Raw genomic sequence first — 18,219 nt, forward strand, 5'->3', positions numbered from 1 at the left:
CCGCTGCTCCTGTGCTTCCGCCCGTTCCCATCGACCGCGAAACGCTCGGCCTAACCGACGCCGACCGCGACGCCGCTCACGCCGACCTTTTTGCGGACTTCGTCGCCATCGTCCATCGCCTCCGGCGGGACTGCCCGTGGGACCGCGAGCAAACGCACGACTCGGTCAAGCAGCTCACCATCGAGGAAGCCTTCGAGGTAGTCCAGGCCATCGACGATGGGGACACGCAAGAGCTGAAAAAGGAACTCGGCGATCTCTTCCTCCACGTTCTCTTCCACGCGCACATCGCCGAGACCAACGGCACGTTCACGCTCCGCGACGTAATGGAGGGCGAGATGCAGAAGCTCGTCCGCCGCCACCCGCACGTGTTCAAAGGCGCAGACGGCCAGCCTCTGGCGGTGAGCAGCACCGGCGAGGTGCTCCAAAACTGGGAGGCCATCAAGCGCGCCGAGCGCGAGGCCTCTGGCGCCGACGAAACCCCGAGCGCACTGGATGGTGTGCCGCAGGCACTCCCGGCCCTGCTCCGCGCCGAGCGCGTCCAGGAAAAAGCCGCACTTGTCGGCTTCGACTTTCCCGACGCCAGAGGCGCGTGGGCCAAGGTGGAGGAGGAACTGGCGGAGGTGCACGAGGCCTCTGGCGCCAGTGGCAATCCGGAGCACGACGCCGACCGGCTCGAAGCCGAGATCGGGGACCTGCTGTTCGCCGTTACCAACTACGCGCGGATGCGCGGGATCTCTCCAGAGAACGCGCTGCGCCGGACCGTCGGCACGTTTTCCAGCCGGTTCTCGCACGTCGAGCGCGGGCTCGCCCGAGAGGGCCGCACGCCAGAGGCCGCGACGCTGGACGAGATGGACGCGCTCTGGGACGAAGCCAAGGCCTTGGAGCGGCGCACGTAGCGCCAGAAGCCTCTAGGGCCCGCAGGCTCTGGAGCCGAGGGGCCTCTGGCGTCAGGAGCCCTCGTCGTAGGGCGGCATCGCCAACTCGTCCACGCCGAGAATCTCGGCCGCCTCCTCTCGTGTGCGCACGCCCACAACGTCGCGGCCGCGGGGCCTCATCAGGCGCGCGTAGAACTGGACCGAGTACAGTTCGAGTGACCGCGGCGTGATCACGATCGTGCGCGACCCCTCAAGCTGCGTGCGGGTCTCGTCCTCCAAGCGGTTTAGCCGAGAGATATCCGTCGGCATGATGTTCGCCCCCTCGCTGGCCGTCATGTCCCACACCTCCGTAAAGCCCGGCCGCCACTCCTCGTGGAATGCGACCGTCCGTCCTACCCGTTCAATTTCCCCAACACCGACGACTCCGCGAGGGCGCGCAAGGGCATACCGGTGCTCAGGGACCAGGATGATGTCGTCAGAGGGGGAGGGCATCGAGGGCGCGGGGGTCTCCCTAATGACACGGGCTCTGAGGATATGGTTTCCCGTTGATATTGTGTCCATTAGGCCCTGGGTTTCTAAAACAAAGAGTAGGGGCCGGCTTCGCGATTCCTTGTAGGACAAACCCGGGTGCCATTGTGGGAATGCGAGCGTGGAAACTAAAGAATGAGGAGCGCCCTGTCGTTCTCGCTACCCGGACTTTCCCTAGAGCCTGGCGGCGGAGCCAGTGGCGGACGCCCGCGGATTGAGCGCCTAGCTTAGAACGCACCCTCCTCGCGCCCATGTCACGCCTCTCGGTCCTCCTCGCGCTTCTCGTCGCCGCGCCAGCGGCCGCCCAGTTCGGAAATTCTGGCAACGATTCTGGCAAGCCGCTGCACCCGGAGCAGGCGGCATTCGACGTGTCCACCTATGCGCTGGACCTCGCGATCTCGCCAGAGGCCCGGACCATTGAGGGCTCGCTCACGATGAGCGCTCGGACCGTCGCGCCGACCACCCACATCCGCCTGGACCTGGACGACGCGCTGACGGCTTCTGGCGTGGTCGCGCCCGTGTGCATCCTTCTCGACGGCATCGAGAACTGCGGCGAGGGCAGCGACCAGCCTCTGACGTGGGAGCGGCTTCCGGGCCAGGTCCGCATCGCGCTGGGCCGCACGTTCCAGCCTGGGGAGGCTATCCTCGTGCGCGTGGACTACGGCGGGAGCCCGCGCGTGGCGCCGCGCCCGCCGTGGGACGGCGGCTTCTCGTGGGAGCAGACGGCCTCTGGCGAGCCCTGGGTGGCCGTGAGCTGCCAGGGCGAGGGCGCCGACCTCTGGTGGCCGACAAAGGATCACCCCAGTGACGAGGCCGATAGCATGACGATCCGCCTCACGGCGCCAGAGGCCCTTCGCGCGATCTCGAACGGGCAGCACGTCGGGCGCGAGGTCAACGGTGACGGGACGGCCAGCGAGACGTGGATGGTCACGACGCCCATTAACAACTACGGCGTCTCGTTCGGCGTGGGGCCCTACGTGGAGGTCACGGACACGTACAGCAGCCCGCTCGGCTACACCATGCCTGTGACGTTTTACGTGCTTCCGGAGCGGCGGGCAGACGCCGAGAAGCAACTTCCGGGCTTTTTGGACGCCGTCGGGTTCATGGAGCGCACGTTCGGGCCGTATGGCTCGCGCGAGGACGGCTACCACGTCCTCCACACGCCCTACCTCGGCATGGAGCACCAGAGCCTGATCGCTTACGGCTCCACCTTTGAGGACAACGCGTACGGCTTCGACTGGCTGCATTTCCACGAACTCGCCCACGAGTGGTTCGCCAACCTCGGGACGGCTCCGGACTGGCGCGATTTCTGGGTCCACGAGTCGTTCGCCAACTACGCCGAGGCGCTCTACGCCGAGGACATCGCGCGGCGCGAGACCGGCAACGAGGCTCTCGCGCGAGAGGCCTACCTCGGCTACATCGCCGGCGTGCGCGGCAACCTCCGCAACGTGCAGCCTGTGGCCCCGCGCGAGCCGCGCACCACGTCGCAGATGTACAACCTCCCGGACGGGGGCTTCAACGGCGACATCTACTTCAAGGGCTCGTGGTTCCTCCACACGCTCCGCTTCGCGATGGCCGACGACCCCGCGTTTTTCCGCGCGCTCGGCACCATCCTCTACCCCCAGGGCACCGAGGCGGCGCTGGCCGCTGGCGACCCGGCCGCTGACTTCCGGTGGGTGTCCACCGAGGACGTGGTCGCAACGTTCCAGCAGGAGACCGCCATCGATTTGAGGCCTCTGGCGGAGGTCTACCTGCGCCAGCCCTCGCTTCCGGTCCTACACATGGAACGCCGCGGCAACGACGGCTACGCGTTCCGCTGGGAACTCCCCGAGGGCGCCCTGCCCGACGGCATGACGTTCGACCTCCCCGTGCCGACCTCACACGGGATGATCCCGATGCCCGGCGGCGCGGGCGCGATGGGCCTCCCCAGCAGCGAGGTCCGCGTCGACACCACCGTCGCGCTTTTTGAGATGGCAGAAGACGAAGACGCCGAGGCCGCCGAGTAGCCCCTGGCGGTGCGACCTTCCCGCCAGAAGCCGCCGCTCCCCATGACCGCTCTCGCTCGCTCTTCCGCCCTCGCGCTCCTGCTGCTCGCCTCTGGCGCGAGCGCGCAGCAGGCCGCTACGCCCGAAGGGCCCGCGCCAGAGGCCCGCCCGCCGATGGGCCTCTTGGCTGGACGCGAGCTGATGGCCGAGATGCTGGACGCGCTCGGCGGCGTGGCCGCGTGGGATTCCGTGGAGGCGTACTCCACGGCTGGCGACACACAGGTGAACTCGCTGGTGATGGGCGATGTGAGCGTGGAGAGCATCTCGGTCGTCCGCGGTGCGGACGGCGTGCGGGTGGAGCAGTTCACCCCGGTCGGAAGCGTCCTCGTGCAGATTGATGGGGACCGCGTCGGCTTCGCGATCTCTGGGGAGAGCCGGCCGGCGCCCGACGGAATGGCCTCTAGCGTCCGCTCCCAGCTCCTCTTCAGCGTGCCGTACGTGATCATGCGCCGCGAGGACCTCGCCATCAACCGCGTCGCCGACCGGCCCGGCGGGCTCCCGGTCCTCCGCTTCCGCGCCCCTGGCGTGGAGGCCCTCTACGACCTCGTGATGAGCCAGGACCGGCGCCCGCTGCGCATCGAGTCCATCCAGGCCAGCGCAGCCGGACCCGGTTACTACGCTTACATCTTTTCCGACTACCGCGAGGCGGACGGCCTCCTCGTGCCCTTCCAGACCGAGCAGCGCGTGGACGACCTCCTGCTCACCACCACGGTGCTCAGCGCGTTTACCGTCTCCCCCGAGATCACCGCCCGCACGTTCGCGCGCTGATCCCGCCTCTGGCGTCCCGGCGCCGCGCCAGAGGCCGAGTGGTCCTGGCGCGCTACCGCGCTCCTGTGACGATCTCGCGCCAACCTCGGCGCTCAAACCGTCGCCGTTTAGAGTGGCCGGACTCGTGCTGATACCGCGCCGGTCCCCACCGCCCCACCATGCGTTTTCTCTCCCCCGTCCTCGCCGTCCTGTTCGCCTCTGGCGCGATGGCGCAGGCGCCCCAGGTCGCGTCCCTCTCGCCCAGCCCTGGCCTCGTGGTCGCGGAGCGCGACGCGGACATCGTGGTCACCTTTGACCGGGCGCTGGACGCGGCCACCATCAGCGAGGCGTCCGTCCGCGTGTTCGGACGGTGGTCCGGCGTCGCCAGAGGCACGCTCCAACTGGAAAACGGCCGTCGCCGCGTGCGCTTCTCGCCCTCGCGGCCGTTTATGGCGGGCGAAACCGTCACGGTCTCGGTCTCGCGAGAGGTCACCTCTGGCGGCGTGGCGCTCGCCAGCGGCTTCGAGGCGCAGTTCTGGACGCGCGCCGGCTACCGCTCGGACACCTACGCAGTGGGGGAGTGGATTGACATCCGCCAGCCCGGCGAGGGCAGCATCATCTCCTACGGCGCCTACGCCGGCGATCTGGACGGCGACGGGGACTCGGACCTCGCGGTCCCCAACGAGCTTCCCGCCGACGTGCGCGTGTTCCTCAACGACGGGAGCGGCGGCTATGGCGAGTTCACGGTCCATGCGCTCCCCAACGGCAACTGGCCCAGTCCCAGCGAGGGCGCAGATCTCGACCACGATGGCGCGATTGACCTGGTGGTGGGCAACGGCAACAACGACATGTTGAGCGTGCTCATGGGCGACGGTGAAGGCGCGTTCTCCAGCGTCGCCTCGTATCCCACCACGGGCAACGCCGTGCGCGGAATCGCGGTGGTGGACGCGGACGGAGACGGCCACGACGACGTTGTAACGACCAACCGCGACACCCACAACATGAGCCTGTTCATGGGCCGCGGCGATGGCACGTTCAGCGCTCCCGTCACGCTCGATCCCGGCGGAAGAGGCGCCACGGCCCTGGCCTCTGGCGATGCCAACGGCGACGGCATCCTGGACCTCTTCGTCGGCGCCATCAACTCGCGCGAGGTGATTCTCATGCTCGGCGACGGCGCAGGCGGCTTCACCGTCGCGGACCGCGTCACCACCTCTGGCGCGCCGTGGATGCTCGCCGCAGGCGACCTCGACGGCGACGGCGACGTCGACGTGGTCTCGGCCGGTTCCTACGACGACGTGGTCGACGTCGTGCTCAGCGACGGCGCGACGCTGCGGGCCGGCGCCTCGCTGCCCTCCGGCACGTTCACGATCGCCGTGGATCTCGGCGACCTGGACGGCGACGGCGACCTCGACCTCGTCTCCAGCAACTACAACTCCGGCGACTTCGTGGTCTATGCCGGCGACGGCGCGGGCGGCTTTACCGAGCGCCAGAGGCTCGCCATTGACGGCGCGGGCTCTTGCGCCGTCCTCCACGACCGCGACGGCGACGGCGTGCTGGACATCACCGCCATCGACGAGATCAACGACCGGCTCTACTTCGTGCAGCACGTCAGCACGCCGGGAACCGAGCCCGAGCCCGAGGCCGCCGTGCGGATCGCGCTCGCGAGCGCGAACCCGGCCTCTGGCGACGTGCGCGTGCGGCTCCAGGCCGAAGCCGGCCGGAGCGCCCGCGTCACGGTTTCCGACGTGCTCGGCCGCGAGGTCGCCGTCCTCCACGACGGACCGGCCTCTGGCGAGCGCACACTCACGTGGCGCGCCGACGCCGCGCCGGGACTATACCTCGTACGGATGGAGGCATCCTCTGGCGATAGCGGACTGGTCCGCGTCGTGCGTCTCTAGCTCAGAGGCCGTGCGGAAGCTGTCGTGGCGCTAGGTGCGATGGGCCCGGGGGACCACAAACGGAAAGGGAGCGTAGCGTACTCTTCCGGCCTCACCGCTTCCGTCCCCATGCGTTTCGCCCTCGCCGTTTGCACGTTCCTCCTCCTGCCTCTGGCGGGATGCAGCACCCCGCCAGCCGACTCGCCCCCGGCCTTCGCCGACGTGTGGGCGGCGCTCTCGGGCACCGAAACGGCGAGCTACGACGCCTGCGACGGGTTCATGTCGGGCTACGTCAGCACGTACGGCGCCAGAGGCCTCGCGTGCACCACGAACACGCGGATCCCGCTCCGCACGCTGCTCGCTCGGTACAGCGGCTCGGTCTACACCAGCGGCCCGCATAGCCTCGACGCCAGCGGCCTCTCGGTCGACCTCCTGAGCGACGACTTTGGCCACTACAACCCCGAGTTCGTCGAGTGGGCCGTCGACAACTCCATCGTGGGTGAGAACGACGCGACGGTCCGCGCGCTTCTGGCGCCGGTCTACCGGGCGCGGTTCCAGCAACTCGCGCGGGTCTACTGGAGCGTGTACCAGAACCTAGCCTCCGAGGGCTACCCGGACCGTGCGCCCGCCGGCGCGCCAGAGGCCTACGCGGAGTACCTCGCCTCTGGCGTCGTGCCGGAGATGGCGCGGACGGAGTACTACCCCGGTTTTACGATGACCGTCTTTAGCGACCGCAACGAGGCGCTCGCGCGAGACATCGCCGGGCCGGGAGAGTGGCACTTCGGGGCGATGTACGAGGCCAATACGGCCGTGGGCTTCTGGATGCGCCGCCGGGCGGACGGCACGCAAGAGGCCTTCCGAGACGGACTGGAACGCCTGCTCGCCGCCTACGATGCGGAGTGGCTCGCCGCGATGTAGGACGCATGCGGACCCGTTCTCTCTGCCGGATCCCACGGCAGGGTCGGGGTCTCTGAGGAGTCAGGTGCGCAGGAGGACCGTTGTAGAGTCCCCATCCCTGCACTCCGATGACGACCCGACGCTTTCTCCTCCTCGCGCTTCCGTTTCTCTTGGTCGGCTTTACCGCCTCGCAGTCCGACTTCATCGTCGCGGCCTTTACCGGCATGCAGGCGGGAGGCGAGATCAACGGCTGGGAACCGCTCACGCTGGGCGACGCCGGTGAGACGACCTATACACTGATCGAGGACGGCGGCGACGTTGTGGTCAAAGCCGAGGCCAACGATTCCGCCTCCGGCCTGATCCGCCGCGTCGAGGCAGACCTGAACGACTTCCCCGTGATGTCCTGGCGGTGGAAAGTGGACGGCATGATCCCCGGCGGCGACGTCCGCCGTAAAGGCGGCGACGACTACCCCGCGCGCATCTACGTCACGTTCGATTACGACCCCTCGGACCTCTCCTTCGGTGACCGCCTGAAGTACCGCGCGCTCCGCGCCCTCGGCTACGACGACATCCCCGTTCGCGCGCTCAACTACATCTGGGCCAACAAGGACAGCGAGACGCAGATCGTCCCGAATGCCTACACGGACTGGGTTCAGATGGTGCCGGTCGAGAGTGGCGCCGCCAAAGCGGGCGTGTGGCAGACTGCCCAGCGCAACGTGCTGGAGGACTACCGCGCCGCGTTCGGCGAGGAGCCGCCCAAGATCAACGGCATCGCCATCATGACCGATGCTGACAACACCGGCAAGAGCGCGACGGCGTACTTCGGCGACATCCGCCTGCTCGCGGAGTAGCCCGATCGCCTCTGGCGCGAGCGCCGCACCCCAGCAGAACGCCCCGCTCAACGGTTGAGCGGGGCGTTGTCGTTTCCGCCAGAGGCCGCGGCGAGCCTCTGGCGAGATCCGGGCGCCAGAGGCTACAGGCTGACCTTCTCGTTTTCGCCCACGTCGTCGGCGGGCTCGCCGGTGATCATCGCTTTCGCGAGGCTGTACACGTGCGCGACGACGGAGGCGGGGGAGTCCCAGTACTCCGCGCGGTCCACGTCGACCTCGATCAGGCGGAGGTTCTCGTCGTCCGGGCCATCTGGAAACCACGCGCGGACCGAGGGCGACCAGTGCTCCTTGATCTTCGCCATGTCGTGCGTGACGCGGGCCGTGCCCGTCATGGTGACGTACTCCTGGTCATCGGGCTTGGAAAAGGCGACGCTGACCTTTGGGTTGCGCTCGATGTGAGCCACCTTCTCGCTGTCCTTGCCGGTGAAGAGGTAGAGCGTGCCGTCGAACTCGCCGGGGTCCTGGAGGCCCATAGGGCGGTTCCACGGTGCGCCGTCGGTGTCGATGGTGGTGAGCATCGCGAAGCGATGGTCGGAGATGATGTCGGCGAGCTTGGAAACGGCTTCGCTGCGGGACATGTCGGACATGGGAGGGGAGGGGGAGAGTGGAGCCGTTCTACCCGGCCTCCGGCGTCGTGGTTCGCCGCTGGCGCCAGCGGCAAACGAGACCGCCCCCGAACGCGCGAGGCATTCGGGGGCGGATCGCCGCCAGAGGCCTCTGGCGGGAGCAACAAGCGCCAGAGGCGCCGGTCGGTTTAGGCGTTGATGGCCCAGCCGTGCGCGTCGCGGAAGGCCTCCATGACCGCCTCGCTCAGCGTCGGATGCGGGTGCATGGCCTCGGCGACCTCGTGCGCCGTCGTCTCCAGCGCGCGCGCCGTCACGATCTCGGCGATCATCTCGGTCGCGTTGCGGCCGATGATGTGGCCTCCGAGCACCTCGCCGTACTTCTTGTCCACGATGACCTTCACGAAGCCGGTCTGGTCGCCGATGGCTGCGGCCTTGCCGCTGGCGGCGAAGGGGAATTTGCCGACGAGCACGTCGTAGCCGGCCTCCTTCGCGGCCTCCTCGGTGTAGCCGACGCTCGCCACCTCGGGCAAGCAGTAGGTGCAGCCGGGGACGTTGTTGTAGTCGATGGCGTGCGGAGCGTGGTCCAGCTTGCCCTCGGCATGCGCGATGGCCTCGACGCAGACGACGCCCTCGTGGCTCGCCACGTGTGCCAGCCACGGGCCGCCGACCACGTCGCCGATGGCGTAGACGTTGGGCACGTTGGTGCGGTAGAACTCGTCGACCGCGATCTGGCCGCGCTCGTGCTTCACGCCGATGTCGTCCAGGCCAAAGCCCTCGGTGTTGCCCACGACGCCGACGGCGGAGAGCACCTGATCGCACTCGATCGTCTCCTCACCCTTCTTGGTCTTGACCGTGACCACGCAGCCGTCGCCAGAGGTGTCGACGCTCTGGACCTGGGCATCCGTCATCACCTTGACGCCCATCTTCTTGTAGGCGCGCGTGAGCTCTTTGGACACGTCGCGGTCCTCGACGGGCACCAGGCGGTCCTGCACCTCGATGATGGTGACCTCGGTCCCCATGTTGTGGTACACGTACGCGAACTCGACGCCGATGGCGCCGGCGCCGACGATGACCATCTTCTCCGGGCGCTCGGTCTGCATCATGGCCTCGCGGTAGGCGATGACCTTTTTGCCGTCGAGCGGCAGCGGCGGGATCTCGCGGGCGCGGGCGCCGGTCGCGATGATGATGTGCTTGCCCTCAAGGGTCTCGGCCTGGCCGACCTCCTTGCCGTCCATGTCGGTGGAGGGCTCCACCTTGACCTTGCCGCCGCCGAGAAGGGTCGCCTTGCCCATGTGGACATCGACCTTGTTCTTCTTCATCAGGAAGCCGACGCCGCCGTTCATCTTGTTCGCCACCCCGCGCGAACGCTTGACGACCTCGCCCCAATCGGGCGTGGGCGTCGGGCCTGTGGCCGAGAACCCGTAGTCCTCGATGTGGCTCATCATGCTCGCCACCTCGGCGCTCTTGAGGAGGGCTTTGGTCGGGATGCACCCGACGTTGAGGCACACGCCGCCGAGCTTGTCTTTCTCGACGATGGCCACGGAAAGGCCGAGTTGGTGGGCGCGGATCGCGGTCTCGTAGCCGCCGGGGCCCGAACCGATGACGATGACGTCGTAGGTCGCCATGGAAGAAGGGGGTGGGTAGTGGAACTGAGCGAGGATACTCAGGAGCCGCGGTGGGGTGTCCGGACGCGCGGTGAAAAGCGGCGGGCCTCTGGCGCCAGAGGCCTGCGGGCAGAACGCGCGCAGGCGCCAGAGGCTTCGAGGGCGTTACCGCGCCAGCTGCCCGTCGGCTTCCCACTCGTCCACGACCGCGATGATGACCACGTTCGCGGGCGTCGGAAGGGCCTCCGGGGGGGCGTCGGCGTCGAGGAGCTGCGCCACGACGGCGCCCTCTTTGGCCACGAGGACGGCGTCCCCCACGCCCGCGCTCAGGCCGGGGTCGAGCGCGACGTCCTCTGCCGCGCCGTCTAGCAGGGAGCCGTCTGCCGCCAGAGGCGCGACGAGCAGAAGCTTGCGGGCATGTAGCTGGTCGCTCTTCTGGGACGCGACGACGGATCCGGTGACTCGGCAGAGACGCATGTCGAGAGTATAGAACGAACTAGCGCAGTGGTGTACCTTTGCTTGTGCCAACGGACAAACCACCACTCCTGTCCGCTTGGCCTTCACACAACCTCCCGCCTTTCACACAACCACTCTCCAGAGATGTACAGCACACGCGGAATTGAGGCTATCGCCACCGTGACCGAATTGCGGTCACGAACGTCCGCCCTTATCGATCAGGCTGCCGGCCTTGAAACTGGCATCATGATCCAGAAAAACAACGAGCCGGTGGCCGTACTCGTCGGCTACTCGAAGTACATGGAGCTCTACGAGTTGGAGAAGAAGACTCGCGCCAAGGCCAAGAAGAAGTAGCTCATCGTTCGCCGATGAGCCGCTTCAGTTCTTCGATGCGCCGGACGGTCGCTTCGCGATCCAGCCCGCGGAAACGCTCCGGCAGCATCGAGCGGCTTGTGCACTCCATGACTGCCACGAGGTTTTGAAGCTCTACCTGCAGCGGGTAGGTGGGAGGCACGAAGTCTTCCACGACGGCTGCGAGCACCTCGCCTGAGACCGTGCCCTCTTCTGCTTCGGCGGGGGAGGGTTTTTTCGGGGCCGGCTCGGCGGGCGCCGCCTCTGGCGCTGCCCCGTCGCCGCCGGGCGCCGCGTTATCGGTCGGCTCCGCGCCAGAGGCCTCGGCCGCTGGCGTCGCCGCAGCGGCGTCGCCGTTGTCGGCCGCGAGGAACTCGGCGAGGTCCGTGGTGGCCCTGAACTTGGCGCGCGTGAGAAGCGCCTCCATGTCGGCGCCGGAATAGGTCCGTTCCCCATCGAGCAGGGCGTCGGGCACGTCGGACAGGGCGACTCTGACGCCGGTTTTCTTCATCATGACCTCCAGCAGCTCCACGCGGTCCTCGCGCGTGGACGGATAGAAGAGGCCGATGTGCTCCTCGGCGCGACCCTGCCGCTTGAGGTCGACCGGCATGAGGTCCGGCCGGGCCGTCACGAGGAACCAGATGATCTTGCCACGGAAGCGGGTGTCGCTCATCGCCTGCGCGATCTGGCCGAACACGCGGCTGGACACGCCGCTGTCGCCAGAGGCGCTGCGGTCGCCGAGCGCGGCGTCGGCCTCGTCGATCATGACCGCGACGGGGTTCATCGCGCGGAGCAGCGTCAGGATCTTCTCCAGGTTGCCCTCGGTCACGCCCTGCCACTGCGAACGGAAGTTCTTGAGCTTGACCATCGGAATCCCGATCTCGCCCGCGAAGGTGGTGATCAGGAACGTCTTGCCCGTGCCAACGGGGCCGCTCACGAGGTAGCCCATCGGCATCACGTCGGGGCGGCCCTTGCGGATGGCATCGGCGGCGGCGCGGAGGTGCGCCTTGGCCTCGCTGTGACCGGCGACCATCTTGAGCGTGTAGTCCGTTTCCACGAACTCCAGCAAGCCATAGGCCTCGGCCTCGATGAGCTCCTTTTTCTTCTCGCTCAGCGCCTCGAACGTCATGCGGCGCTCGTTCTCGATCACGTCCGCCAGGATCGTGCGGAGCTGCACGTAGCCCAGGCCGGCCGTGTTCTGCGAGAGCGCCACGGGGGGCACGTCGGAGAGGGCTTCGTACCTCTGGCGCCGGCCGCCGGTGCCGAGGAACGAGTCCAAGAAGCTGCTGCGCTGATCGGCGTCGGGCAGAGTGATCTCTAACTCGGCGTTGTAGGGGCTCTGGATAAACTGCCGGTTGAGGTCGGTCAGGTTCTCCGTGATGAGCACGAGCGAGAAGTCGGCTTCCAGCAGGATGGGGTCGTGGGACCACTTCTGGAGGTAGACCAGCGCCGTCCGGTCCTCGGCGGAGTAGCTCGCCGCCTCGGTCATCGGGATGATGGTTTCGGCGTAGTCGACGACGACCGCGATGCGCTTGCCGTCGGCGAGCCGCAGGCGGATGTAGTTGTCCAGCAGGGCAAAGACGCGCGCCGGGTCCTTGGGCATCTTCTTGGCGTACTCCGTGCCGAAGATGGTGTCGTATCCGCTGAGCGCCCGGTTGAAGTCGGCGCGGGAGGCCGGGTCCGCGAAGTGGATGCCGTGGGAGCGGTCGTAGAACAAGACGACATCGCGGCCCGCGAACAGGTCTTCGGAGAGGAACTGCCGTAGCGGCACGTAAGCCGTCTGGTCCTTCTCGTCGATCGTGCGCACCAAGTCCCGCACGTTGCCGTGGAGCACGAACTGGTTGATCGTCTTGGTGAAGTACCGGCGGGCGAGGTTGCGCGCCCACTCGGGGTAGTGCGCAAGAGGATCAGCAGTCTGGGTGTCGGCCATGTCGGGGGCGTGCGGTGCGGGCGGGAAGATACCGGGCGCAAGAGGCAGAGCGGCGCCTCTGGCGGAGCGCGTGTGTAGACGACGTTTCGCCGGCAGAGATGCCCTAACGGTGTGTGAATCTGGAATTCTTGGACCATAGGCAATACTGACCGGTTGGTAGAGAGCGGCTACCACCCAACTTGCCCTGATATCTATTCACCGCAAGGGTGGCTGCAGCACTTCTCAACCCACTGCCGCGCAACTGAGCGCGGACGTTTTCCGGGCGCCTCTGGCGCTGGACCCGGGCCGCACCTCGCGGTCTCCTTTCTCACACAACCCTCTCTTAGTCTCATGGCCAACATTCCAGTAGAAAAGACCGAATCCGGCGCCGCTTGGCTCCCGTGGTTGCTCGGCCTTCTCGCCCTCGCCGCCGTCGCGTTCTTCATTTTCCAGGCGATAGACGATCCGGACACCGTCGAGACCGCTGAGGTGGAAGCCGTGACTCCCCTGGAGCCGGCCGAGCCCATCGACGCGCCTGACGCGACGGGACCGCTGACCGCCGCGATGTTTCTCGCTGCGGACGACGTCTCGCAGTACGTCGGTGAGAACGTCACCTTTACCGGCCTGCGCGTGATGGAAGTCACGGGCGACAAGACGTTCACCGTCTCCCCCGATGGAAGCGATCAGACCATGCTCGTCTACCTCGAAGAGGAGATGACGCCGGGCGTCCAGGGCGTCGAAGGGCGCTATGACGTGAACCCCGGCCAGATGGTCGAACTCGTTGGGACCGTTCAGATGCTGACCGCCGATGAGGCGTCCGCGTGGGACGTCGGCTCCTCTGGCGCGACGGGCGGCAGCCCTTACGTCCGAGCCACCGCCCTCGACATCGACGGCGCCGAACTGGACCAGGTCGAGGTCGACGACACGACCATCGAATAGCGCTTACGCGCTCCCCTCTACCGCCAGAGGCTTGCCTCCGCTTGGCCTCTGGCGTTCCCTTCTGACTTTACCTCCCCCTCTACTATGGCACTCGTTGCCCTCTCCAACACATCCGACTGGGAACTCCAGTTCGAAGACACTCAAGACGTACGCGGCTTCCGCGTGCTTGACCAAGACGGCTCCGACACCGGCGCCACTGTTACCGACATGATCGTCGACACCGACGCTGAGCGCGTCACGATGATCGAAGTCAGCGACGGCAAGCAGTACCCCGCCGCGGACATCTCCATCGGCGACGGCGCGATCTACGTCACCGGCGATTACCACGTCAACGAGGACGGCCCCACGTTTACGCGCTACAGCGAGATGGAGGGCTACGGCACCGTCCGCCGCCGCACCACGTGATCGCACTCCGCGTTCGATCTTCCGGCCGCAGCCTTCGGGGTGCGGCCGGTCTTTGTGTAGCCTCTGGCGATGAAGTACGCACTCTACTCCCTTCTCGCCCTGCTGGCGGGGCTCGTCCTCTGGGGCACCGTGATCGAGCCGCGGTTCCTGCTCGACGAGGCCGAGGTGGAGGCCGAGGTCCCCTTTCTCCCGCCGTCGTGGGACGGGCAAACGGTGGCGCTGCTCTCGGACTTCCAGGTCGGGATGTGGGGCGGCAACGTGGCGATGGCGCAAGAGGCCGTGGAGACCGCCATCGCCAGAGGCGTCTCGGCGGCGCTCTTCGCCGGGGACTTCGTGTACAGCCCGGACTCGTCCGAGGTGGACCGCGCCGTCGGCATCGTGCGGGCCTTCCAGGAGGCAGGCATCCCGTTTGTCGCCGTGCTCGGCAACCACGACTACTCGCTCATGGACCAAAGCAGCGAGGTGGACGAAGCCACGCTGTCCTACCTCACCGCCGAGCTCCGGGCCGCTGGCGCGACGCTTCTCGAAAACGAGGCGGTGCCTCTGGCGCGAGGCGGCGACACGCTCTGGGTGGCGGGCATCGGGTCCGTGTGGGCGGAGAAAAGCGAGCCCGCGTCGGCGATGGCGGGCGTGCCGCCAGAGGCCGCGCGGCTGGTGCTGATGCATAATCCGGAGTCCTACCGCGAGCTGCGCGCGGGCGAGGCGCCGCTGGCGCTCGCGGGGCACACCCACGGAGGTCAGATTCGCCTCATCCCGGGGCGGTCAGATTCGTGGCTGGACATCGTGCGCGAGGGCGAGGTCATCGCGGACGGCTGGGCGCTGGACAGCCTGGGCGCGGCGGGGAACCGGCTCTACGTCACGCGCGGCATCGGCTTCTCGGGCGCGCCGGTGCGGATCAACTGCCGGCCCGAGCTCACGCTCGTCACGCTCCGTGCCGCCAGAGGCGACCTCCCCTTGCGCGGACCGGACGCCTGAGACGCGCCAGAGGCCTCTGGCGGAACCGCGCGCGGCGCGGGGGTTAGTCCGGGCATGGAGTTCGACCACGCCTTTCTCGCGCCCGTGTTGCTCACGCGCGGCGGCATGACGCCGCACAAGCTTCCGCTCCCCGACAGCGTGGCCGAGGCGCTGAGCGACGCGCCGACGCGGCGCATGATTGGGACGATCAACGGCGAGCCGTTCCGGCAGGCGCTCCACACGAGCAAAACCGACGGCTTCCAGTTTCTCGCGCTCAGCAAGGCACGCATGAAGGCGCTGGACTTGGAGCAGGGCGCCCTTGTCGAGGTCGAGCTCAGCGCCGATCCCGAGCCCGACCGGATTGACCTCGGGGACGAACTGGAAGCGGCGCTCGCCACGGACGCGGAGGCCAGAGCCGTCTGGGACGGCCTCACGCCGGGCCTCCAGCGCGGCATCGCTTACACCGTCACCAGCGCCAAGCGCGCTGAGACGCGGGCCTCTCGCGCGGCCGACACGGTCCGCCGCCTGCGCGAGGGCACGCACGAGCGCCTAAAGCGCCGCTGGTAGCGGGTACGCCGGGCCTCTGGCGCCAGAGGCTACTTCTTCTTCGCGCCGAAGAGGCTCTGGAGAACACTTGCCGCGATGCCGTAGAGCAGCGCGCCGAGGAACACGTCGACCGCGCCAGAGGCGTCGAAGCCGGGCACGAATTCGGCGGCGAGCCAGAACAGCACGGCGTTGATGACGAGCGTGAACAGGCCCAGCGTGAGCCAGCGGATCGGCGTGGTGAGCAGCTTGACGATCGGGCCGATGATGGCGTTGACCAGGCCGATCACGAGCGCGCCGACAAACGCGGCGCCCCAACTGGCGACCGTGATGCCGGGCAGCAGGTAGGCGACGAGGAGGAGCGCGAGGGCGCTGGCGAGCCAGCGGAGGAGAAGCTTCATGCCGGGAGGGGGAGGACCGCCGCCCTACGGACCAACGGGGCGCGGGGTTCAGCCTCTCGCGCCAGAGGCCTCACGGCGCCACACTCCGGCCGAGGATCCACTGCCCGACCCGCTCGCTCCCGAACTGCGCCACGTCCGGCAGCGCGCCCCAGCGCGCGAAGCCTTCGCAGGTGAAAAGCGCGAGGCTGGCCGCGTTCGTCTCCAGCCCGATGGCGAGCAGCGTGCGGATCCCGACCTCTGGCGCGTGCCGAATCGCGTGGCGCAGGAGGGCGGTCCCGACGCCCTGCCTCTGGCGCCCCGGCGCGATGTACACGCTGATCTCGGCTGTCGCCGCGAGCGCGCCCCGGCCCGAGCGCCACGGCGAGAGCGAGCACCAGCCCGCGACCTCGCGCGTCTCGCCCTCGGCCAGCTCGCCAGAGGGCATCGCGCCAGAGGCGACCCAAAGCGGGTAGGCCTCTGGCGGGTGCGCGTCCAGCCACCCCGCGCGGTCGCCGGCGGAGACCGGCGCCAGGAGCGCGTTCTGCCGTTGCGCGATGGCCGCGTTGAGGATCTCGACAAGCGCGGGGAGGTCCGAGGGGCGGGCGTGGCGGATCGTCATTCTGTGTAGCGCATCCCGAGGTTGGTGTCGCCCGTCACGGTCACGTCCAGCGAGGCCGGACGCGGGCCCGCGTTGGCGAGCAGCGCCGCCGAGCCTCTGGCGAAGCGGGCGCTCGCGCTTTCGCCCGGGGCGACGCTCGCGACGCGCAGCGTGTCGCCAGAGGCGCGGACCTCGGAGACCGAGACGGCGGCCTCGCCGGTGTTCAGGATCTCGACGGTGAACGCGCCGCGCTGCTCGCCGCCGAGGACGAACGTCGCTCCGGGCTCGATCTCCAGGCCGGAGCGGAGCGTGCTGCAGCCTGTGGTGAGGAGGAGGATCAACAGGAGGTAACGCATCGGATCGGGCGCCAGAGGCGGAGGGGCGTGAGGCAATTCTACCGCGAGGCGGCCGCACGAGTCCCTCGGCCCAGCCGTGTCGCTCTGCCGTCCGGCTGTCCGTTACCTCCGCTCGGCGCGCAGGCCTCTGGCGCGGAGCACGCCGATAGCCGCGTCCGCCGTCGCGCCGTCGGCAAAGGCGAGGCGGAAGGCGCCGCCCGCGCCCTCGCGCACGCGCAGCAGCTCCATGTCCTTGATGTTGAGCCCGGCGTCGGAGAGCGCGCCCGTCACGCCCGCGAGGAAGCCGACGCGGTCCTCGGCCCACAGCGTCACCTCCGCCAGAGGCGCGAGAAAACCCTTGGAGTGGCTCGGGATGGCATCGCGCACGCCAGCGGCCTGCCCGAACGCCTCGCGCAGGTCTGGTGTCGCGCCCGCACTGACCGCCGCGCGCAGGTCGCCAAGGCCTCTGGCGAAGGCGTCGAGCGCGCCCAGCACGGCGTCGCGGTTGGCGCCGAGGATGTCGCCCCACATCCCGAAGGGGGAGGACGCGATGCGCGTCATGTCGCGGAAGCCGCCCGCCGCCAGGGCGAGCGCGTCGTCGCCGGTCTGCGCCGCGTGCTGCACGAGCGCGACCGCCAAGAGCTGCGGCAGGTGGCTGACGGACGCGACGACCGCGTCGTGCCGGTCGGCGTCCATCCGCACCGCGCGAGCGCCGGCGGCCTCCACGAGCCACAGAGCCTCTGGCGGAATGGGGCAACGGTCAAACGGCGAGGGTGGGATTGGGAGCGTGTACCCGACGCCCTGCGTTTGTGCAGCGCCCTCCGCCTCGCCAGGGGCCTCTGGCGTGAGAACGTACACGGCGTTCTCGAACAGCAGCGCGTCGGCGTGCGCCATGCCGCCCTTTTCCGCGCCCGCCATCGGGTGCCCGCCGACAAACGTGACCTGGGGCGGCAAGACCTCGCGCGCGGCGCGCACGACTGGTCCCTTGACCGAGGCGACATCGGTCACGACGGTGCCCGGTGCGAGCACGGGCGCGATCTCTCGCAGCACCTCTGCCACGGCGCCCGTCGGGACGGCGAGGACCACCAGCTCAGCGCCAGAGGCGGCCTCTCGCGCGCTCGGCGCGATATGGGTCGCGGCGCCTCTGGCGAGGGCGAGCGCGGCCTCGTCGCCAGAGGCGTCAAAGCAGGCGACCTCGGTCTCGGGATGGCGCGCGCGGATGGCGAGCCCAAGAGAGCCGCCGATCAGGCCAGTGCCGATAAGGGCGATTCGGTTCATAGCTGAGGCGCGAGCGTCGCCCGTTTCAGTCCGTTATTGCCG

The 18,219-nt window shown here is 68.5% G+C and carries 20 protein-coding genes; 11 read left to right on the forward strand and 9 right to left on the reverse strand.

The window, feature by feature from the left end; translation table 11 throughout:
- Positions 1-11: 11 nt before the first annotated feature.
- Positions 12-896 (forward strand): nucleoside triphosphate pyrophosphohydrolase, encoded by an 885-nt coding sequence (gene mazG / locus BSZ36_RS02605; RefSeq protein WP_218827532.1) that lies wholly within the window; start codon positions 12-14, stop codon positions 894-896.
- Between the two features lie 51 nt (positions 897-947).
- On the opposite strand, the gene BSZ36_RS02610 is transcribed toward mazG, so the two are convergent.
- Positions 948-1,367, reverse strand: coding sequence for a hypothetical protein (locus tag BSZ36_RS02610; RefSeq protein ID WP_143536729.1), 420 nt, complete (start codon positions 1,365-1,367; stop codon positions 948-950).
- A gap of 287 nt (positions 1,368-1,654) precedes the next feature.
- On the opposite strand from BSZ36_RS02610, the gene BSZ36_RS02615 reads away from it, so the two are divergent.
- From BSZ36_RS02615 to BSZ36_RS02635, 5 genes are all read left to right on the forward strand, one after another.
- On the forward strand, positions 1,655-3,409 hold the full coding sequence (locus BSZ36_RS02615; protein ID WP_094545720.1) for a M1 family metallopeptidase: 1,755 nt from the start codon (positions 1,655-1,657) through the stop codon (positions 3,407-3,409).
- Between the two features lie 42 nt (positions 3,410-3,451).
- Complete coding sequence (locus BSZ36_RS02620) at positions 3,452-4,216, forward strand: hypothetical protein (RefSeq protein ID WP_094545722.1); 765 nt, start codon at positions 3,452-3,454, stop codon at positions 4,214-4,216.
- 158 nt (positions 4,217-4,374) lie between these two features.
- Positions 4,375-6,093, forward strand: coding sequence for an FG-GAP-like repeat-containing protein (locus BSZ36_RS02625; protein WP_094545724.1), 1,719 nt, complete (start codon positions 4,375-4,377; stop codon positions 6,091-6,093).
- Positions 6,094-6,201: 108 nt separating this feature from the next.
- On the forward strand, positions 6,202-6,990 hold the full coding sequence (locus BSZ36_RS02630) for a hypothetical protein (protein ID WP_094545726.1): 789 nt from the start codon (positions 6,202-6,204) through the stop codon (positions 6,988-6,990).
- A 107-nt stretch (positions 6,991-7,097) separates the two neighbouring features.
- The gene (locus tag BSZ36_RS02635; RefSeq protein WP_218827533.1) at positions 7,098-7,820 is read left to right on the forward strand and encodes a DUF3047 domain-containing protein; all 723 of its coding nucleotides are present in this window, start codon (positions 7,098-7,100) and stop codon (positions 7,818-7,820) included.
- Positions 7,821-7,942: 122 nt separating this feature from the next.
- On the opposite strand, the gene BSZ36_RS02640 is transcribed toward BSZ36_RS02635, so the two are convergent.
- From BSZ36_RS02640 to BSZ36_RS02650, 3 genes are all read right to left on the reverse strand, one after another.
- Positions 7,943-8,446, reverse strand: coding sequence for a pyridoxamine 5'-phosphate oxidase family protein (locus BSZ36_RS02640; protein WP_094545728.1), 504 nt, complete (start codon positions 8,444-8,446; stop codon positions 7,943-7,945).
- 167 nt (positions 8,447-8,613) lie between these two features.
- Positions 8,614-10,050, reverse strand: coding sequence for a dihydrolipoyl dehydrogenase (gene lpdA, locus BSZ36_RS02645; RefSeq protein ID WP_094545730.1), 1,437 nt, complete (start codon positions 10,048-10,050; stop codon positions 8,614-8,616).
- Between the two features lie 144 nt (positions 10,051-10,194).
- Complete coding sequence (locus BSZ36_RS02650; protein WP_094545732.1) at positions 10,195-10,506, reverse strand: EutN/CcmL family microcompartment protein; 312 nt, start codon at positions 10,504-10,506, stop codon at positions 10,195-10,197.
- A gap of 123 nt (positions 10,507-10,629) precedes the next feature.
- Here BSZ36_RS02650 and BSZ36_RS02655 point away from each other — a divergent pair, with 123 nt between their 5' ends.
- On the forward strand, positions 10,630-10,839 hold the full coding sequence (locus tag BSZ36_RS02655) for a type II toxin-antitoxin system Phd/YefM family antitoxin (RefSeq protein ID WP_094545734.1): 210 nt from the start codon (positions 10,630-10,632) through the stop codon (positions 10,837-10,839).
- 1 nt (position 10,840) lies between these two features.
- Here the strand turns inward: BSZ36_RS02655 and BSZ36_RS02660 are convergent, their stop codons facing one another.
- Positions 10,841-12,766, reverse strand: coding sequence for an ATP-binding protein (locus BSZ36_RS02660; RefSeq protein ID WP_094545736.1), 1,926 nt, complete (start codon positions 12,764-12,766; stop codon positions 10,841-10,843).
- Positions 12,767-13,096: 330 nt separating this feature from the next.
- On the opposite strand from BSZ36_RS02660, the gene BSZ36_RS02665 reads away from it, so the two are divergent.
- The 4 genes from BSZ36_RS02665 (at position 13,097) to BSZ36_RS02680 (ending at position 15,610) form a co-directional block, all read left to right on the forward strand.
- A complete protein-coding gene (locus tag BSZ36_RS02665; protein ID WP_094545738.1) occupies positions 13,097-13,684 on the forward strand; it encodes a hypothetical protein in 588 nt (195 codons plus the stop codon).
- Positions 13,685-13,768: 84 nt separating this feature from the next.
- Complete coding sequence (locus BSZ36_RS02670; RefSeq protein WP_094545740.1) at positions 13,769-14,089, forward strand: PRC-barrel domain-containing protein; 321 nt, start codon at positions 13,769-13,771, stop codon at positions 14,087-14,089.
- A 69-nt stretch (positions 14,090-14,158) separates the two neighbouring features.
- Positions 14,159-15,064, forward strand: a complete 906-nt coding sequence (locus tag BSZ36_RS02675; protein WP_094545742.1) for a metallophosphoesterase — start codon at positions 14,159-14,161, stop codon at positions 15,062-15,064.
- A 54-nt stretch (positions 15,065-15,118) separates the two neighbouring features.
- Complete coding sequence (locus BSZ36_RS02680; protein ID WP_094545744.1) at positions 15,119-15,610, forward strand: YdeI/OmpD-associated family protein; 492 nt, start codon at positions 15,119-15,121, stop codon at positions 15,608-15,610.
- A gap of 29 nt (positions 15,611-15,639) precedes the next feature.
- Here BSZ36_RS02680 and BSZ36_RS02685 read toward each other — a convergent pair whose 3' ends face one another.
- The 4 genes from BSZ36_RS02685 to BSZ36_RS02700 form a co-directional block, all read right to left on the reverse strand.
- On the reverse strand, positions 15,640-15,987 hold the full coding sequence (locus tag BSZ36_RS02685) for a phage holin family protein (RefSeq protein ID WP_094545747.1): 348 nt from the start codon (positions 15,985-15,987) through the stop codon (positions 15,640-15,642).
- Between the two features lie 70 nt (positions 15,988-16,057).
- Positions 16,058-16,585, reverse strand: coding sequence for a GNAT family N-acetyltransferase (locus tag BSZ36_RS02690; protein WP_094545749.1), 528 nt, complete (start codon positions 16,583-16,585; stop codon positions 16,058-16,060).
- The gene (locus BSZ36_RS02695; protein WP_094545751.1) at positions 16,582-16,920 is read right to left on the reverse strand and encodes a hypothetical protein; all 339 of its coding nucleotides are present in this window, start codon (positions 16,918-16,920) and stop codon (positions 16,582-16,584) included. The genes BSZ36_RS02690 and BSZ36_RS02695 overlap by 4 nt, the downstream gene beginning before the upstream one ends.
- Positions 16,921-17,022: 102 nt before the next feature.
- A complete protein-coding gene (locus BSZ36_RS02700) occupies positions 17,023-18,177 on the reverse strand; it encodes a prephenate dehydrogenase (RefSeq protein ID WP_094545753.1) in 1,155 nt (384 codons plus the stop codon).
- Between the last annotated feature and the right edge of the window lie 42 nt (positions 18,178-18,219).

This window comes from Rubricoccus marinus (genome assembly GCF_002257665.1).
GTDB lineage: Bacteria > Bacteroidota > Rhodothermia > Rhodothermales > Rubricoccaceae > Rubricoccus > Rubricoccus marinus.

Coding starts and splice junctions, on each gene's coding strand:
- BSZ36_RS02610 (WP_143536729.1), bottom strand. CDS start 1,367: ATGCCCTCCCCCTCTGACGACATCATCCTGGTCCCTGAGCACCGGTAT.
- BSZ36_RS02615 (WP_094545720.1), top strand. CDS start 1,655: ATGTCACGCCTCTCGGTCCTCCTCGCGCTTCTCGTCGCCGCGCCAGCG.
- BSZ36_RS02620 (WP_094545722.1), top strand. CDS start 3,452: ATGACCGCTCTCGCTCGCTCTTCCGCCCTCGCGCTCCTGCTGCTCGCC.
- BSZ36_RS02625 (WP_094545724.1), top strand. CDS start 4,375: ATGCGTTTTCTCTCCCCCGTCCTCGCCGTCCTGTTCGCCTCTGGCGCG.
- BSZ36_RS02630 (WP_094545726.1), top strand. CDS start 6,202: ATGCGTTTCGCCCTCGCCGTTTGCACGTTCCTCCTCCTGCCTCTGGCG.
- BSZ36_RS02635 (WP_218827533.1), top strand. CDS start 7,098: ATGACGACCCGACGCTTTCTCCTCCTCGCGCTTCCGTTTCTCTTGGTC.
- BSZ36_RS02640 (WP_094545728.1), bottom strand. CDS start 8,446: ATGTCCGACATGTCCCGCAGCGAAGCCGTTTCCAAGCTCGCCGACATC.
- lpdA (WP_094545730.1), bottom strand. CDS start 10,050: ATGGCGACCTACGACGTCATCGTCATCGGTTCGGGCCCCGGCGGCTAC.
- BSZ36_RS02650 (WP_094545732.1), bottom strand. CDS start 10,506: ATGCGTCTCTGCCGAGTCACCGGATCCGTCGTCGCGTCCCAGAAGAGC.
- BSZ36_RS02655 (WP_094545734.1), top strand. CDS start 10,630: ATGTACAGCACACGCGGAATTGAGGCTATCGCCACCGTGACCGAATTG.
- BSZ36_RS02660 (WP_094545736.1), bottom strand. CDS start 12,766: ATGGCCGACACCCAGACTGCTGATCCTCTTGCGCACTACCCCGAGTGG.
- BSZ36_RS02665 (WP_094545738.1), top strand. CDS start 13,097: ATGGCCAACATTCCAGTAGAAAAGACCGAATCCGGCGCCGCTTGGCTC.
- BSZ36_RS02670 (WP_094545740.1), top strand. CDS start 13,769: ATGGCACTCGTTGCCCTCTCCAACACATCCGACTGGGAACTCCAGTTC.
- BSZ36_RS02675 (WP_094545742.1), top strand. CDS start 14,159: ATGAAGTACGCACTCTACTCCCTTCTCGCCCTGCTGGCGGGGCTCGTC.
- BSZ36_RS02680 (WP_094545744.1), top strand. CDS start 15,119: ATGGAGTTCGACCACGCCTTTCTCGCGCCCGTGTTGCTCACGCGCGGC.
- BSZ36_RS02685 (WP_094545747.1), bottom strand. CDS start 15,987: ATGAAGCTTCTCCTCCGCTGGCTCGCCAGCGCCCTCGCGCTCCTCCTC.
- BSZ36_RS02690 (WP_094545749.1), bottom strand. CDS start 16,585: ATGACGATCCGCCACGCCCGCCCCTCGGACCTCCCCGCGCTTGTCGAG.
- BSZ36_RS02695 (WP_094545751.1), bottom strand. CDS start 16,920: ATGCGTTACCTCCTGTTGATCCTCCTCCTCACCACAGGCTGCAGCACG.
- BSZ36_RS02700 (WP_094545753.1), bottom strand. CDS start 18,177: ATGAACCGAATCGCCCTTATCGGCACTGGCCTGATCGGCGGCTCTCTT.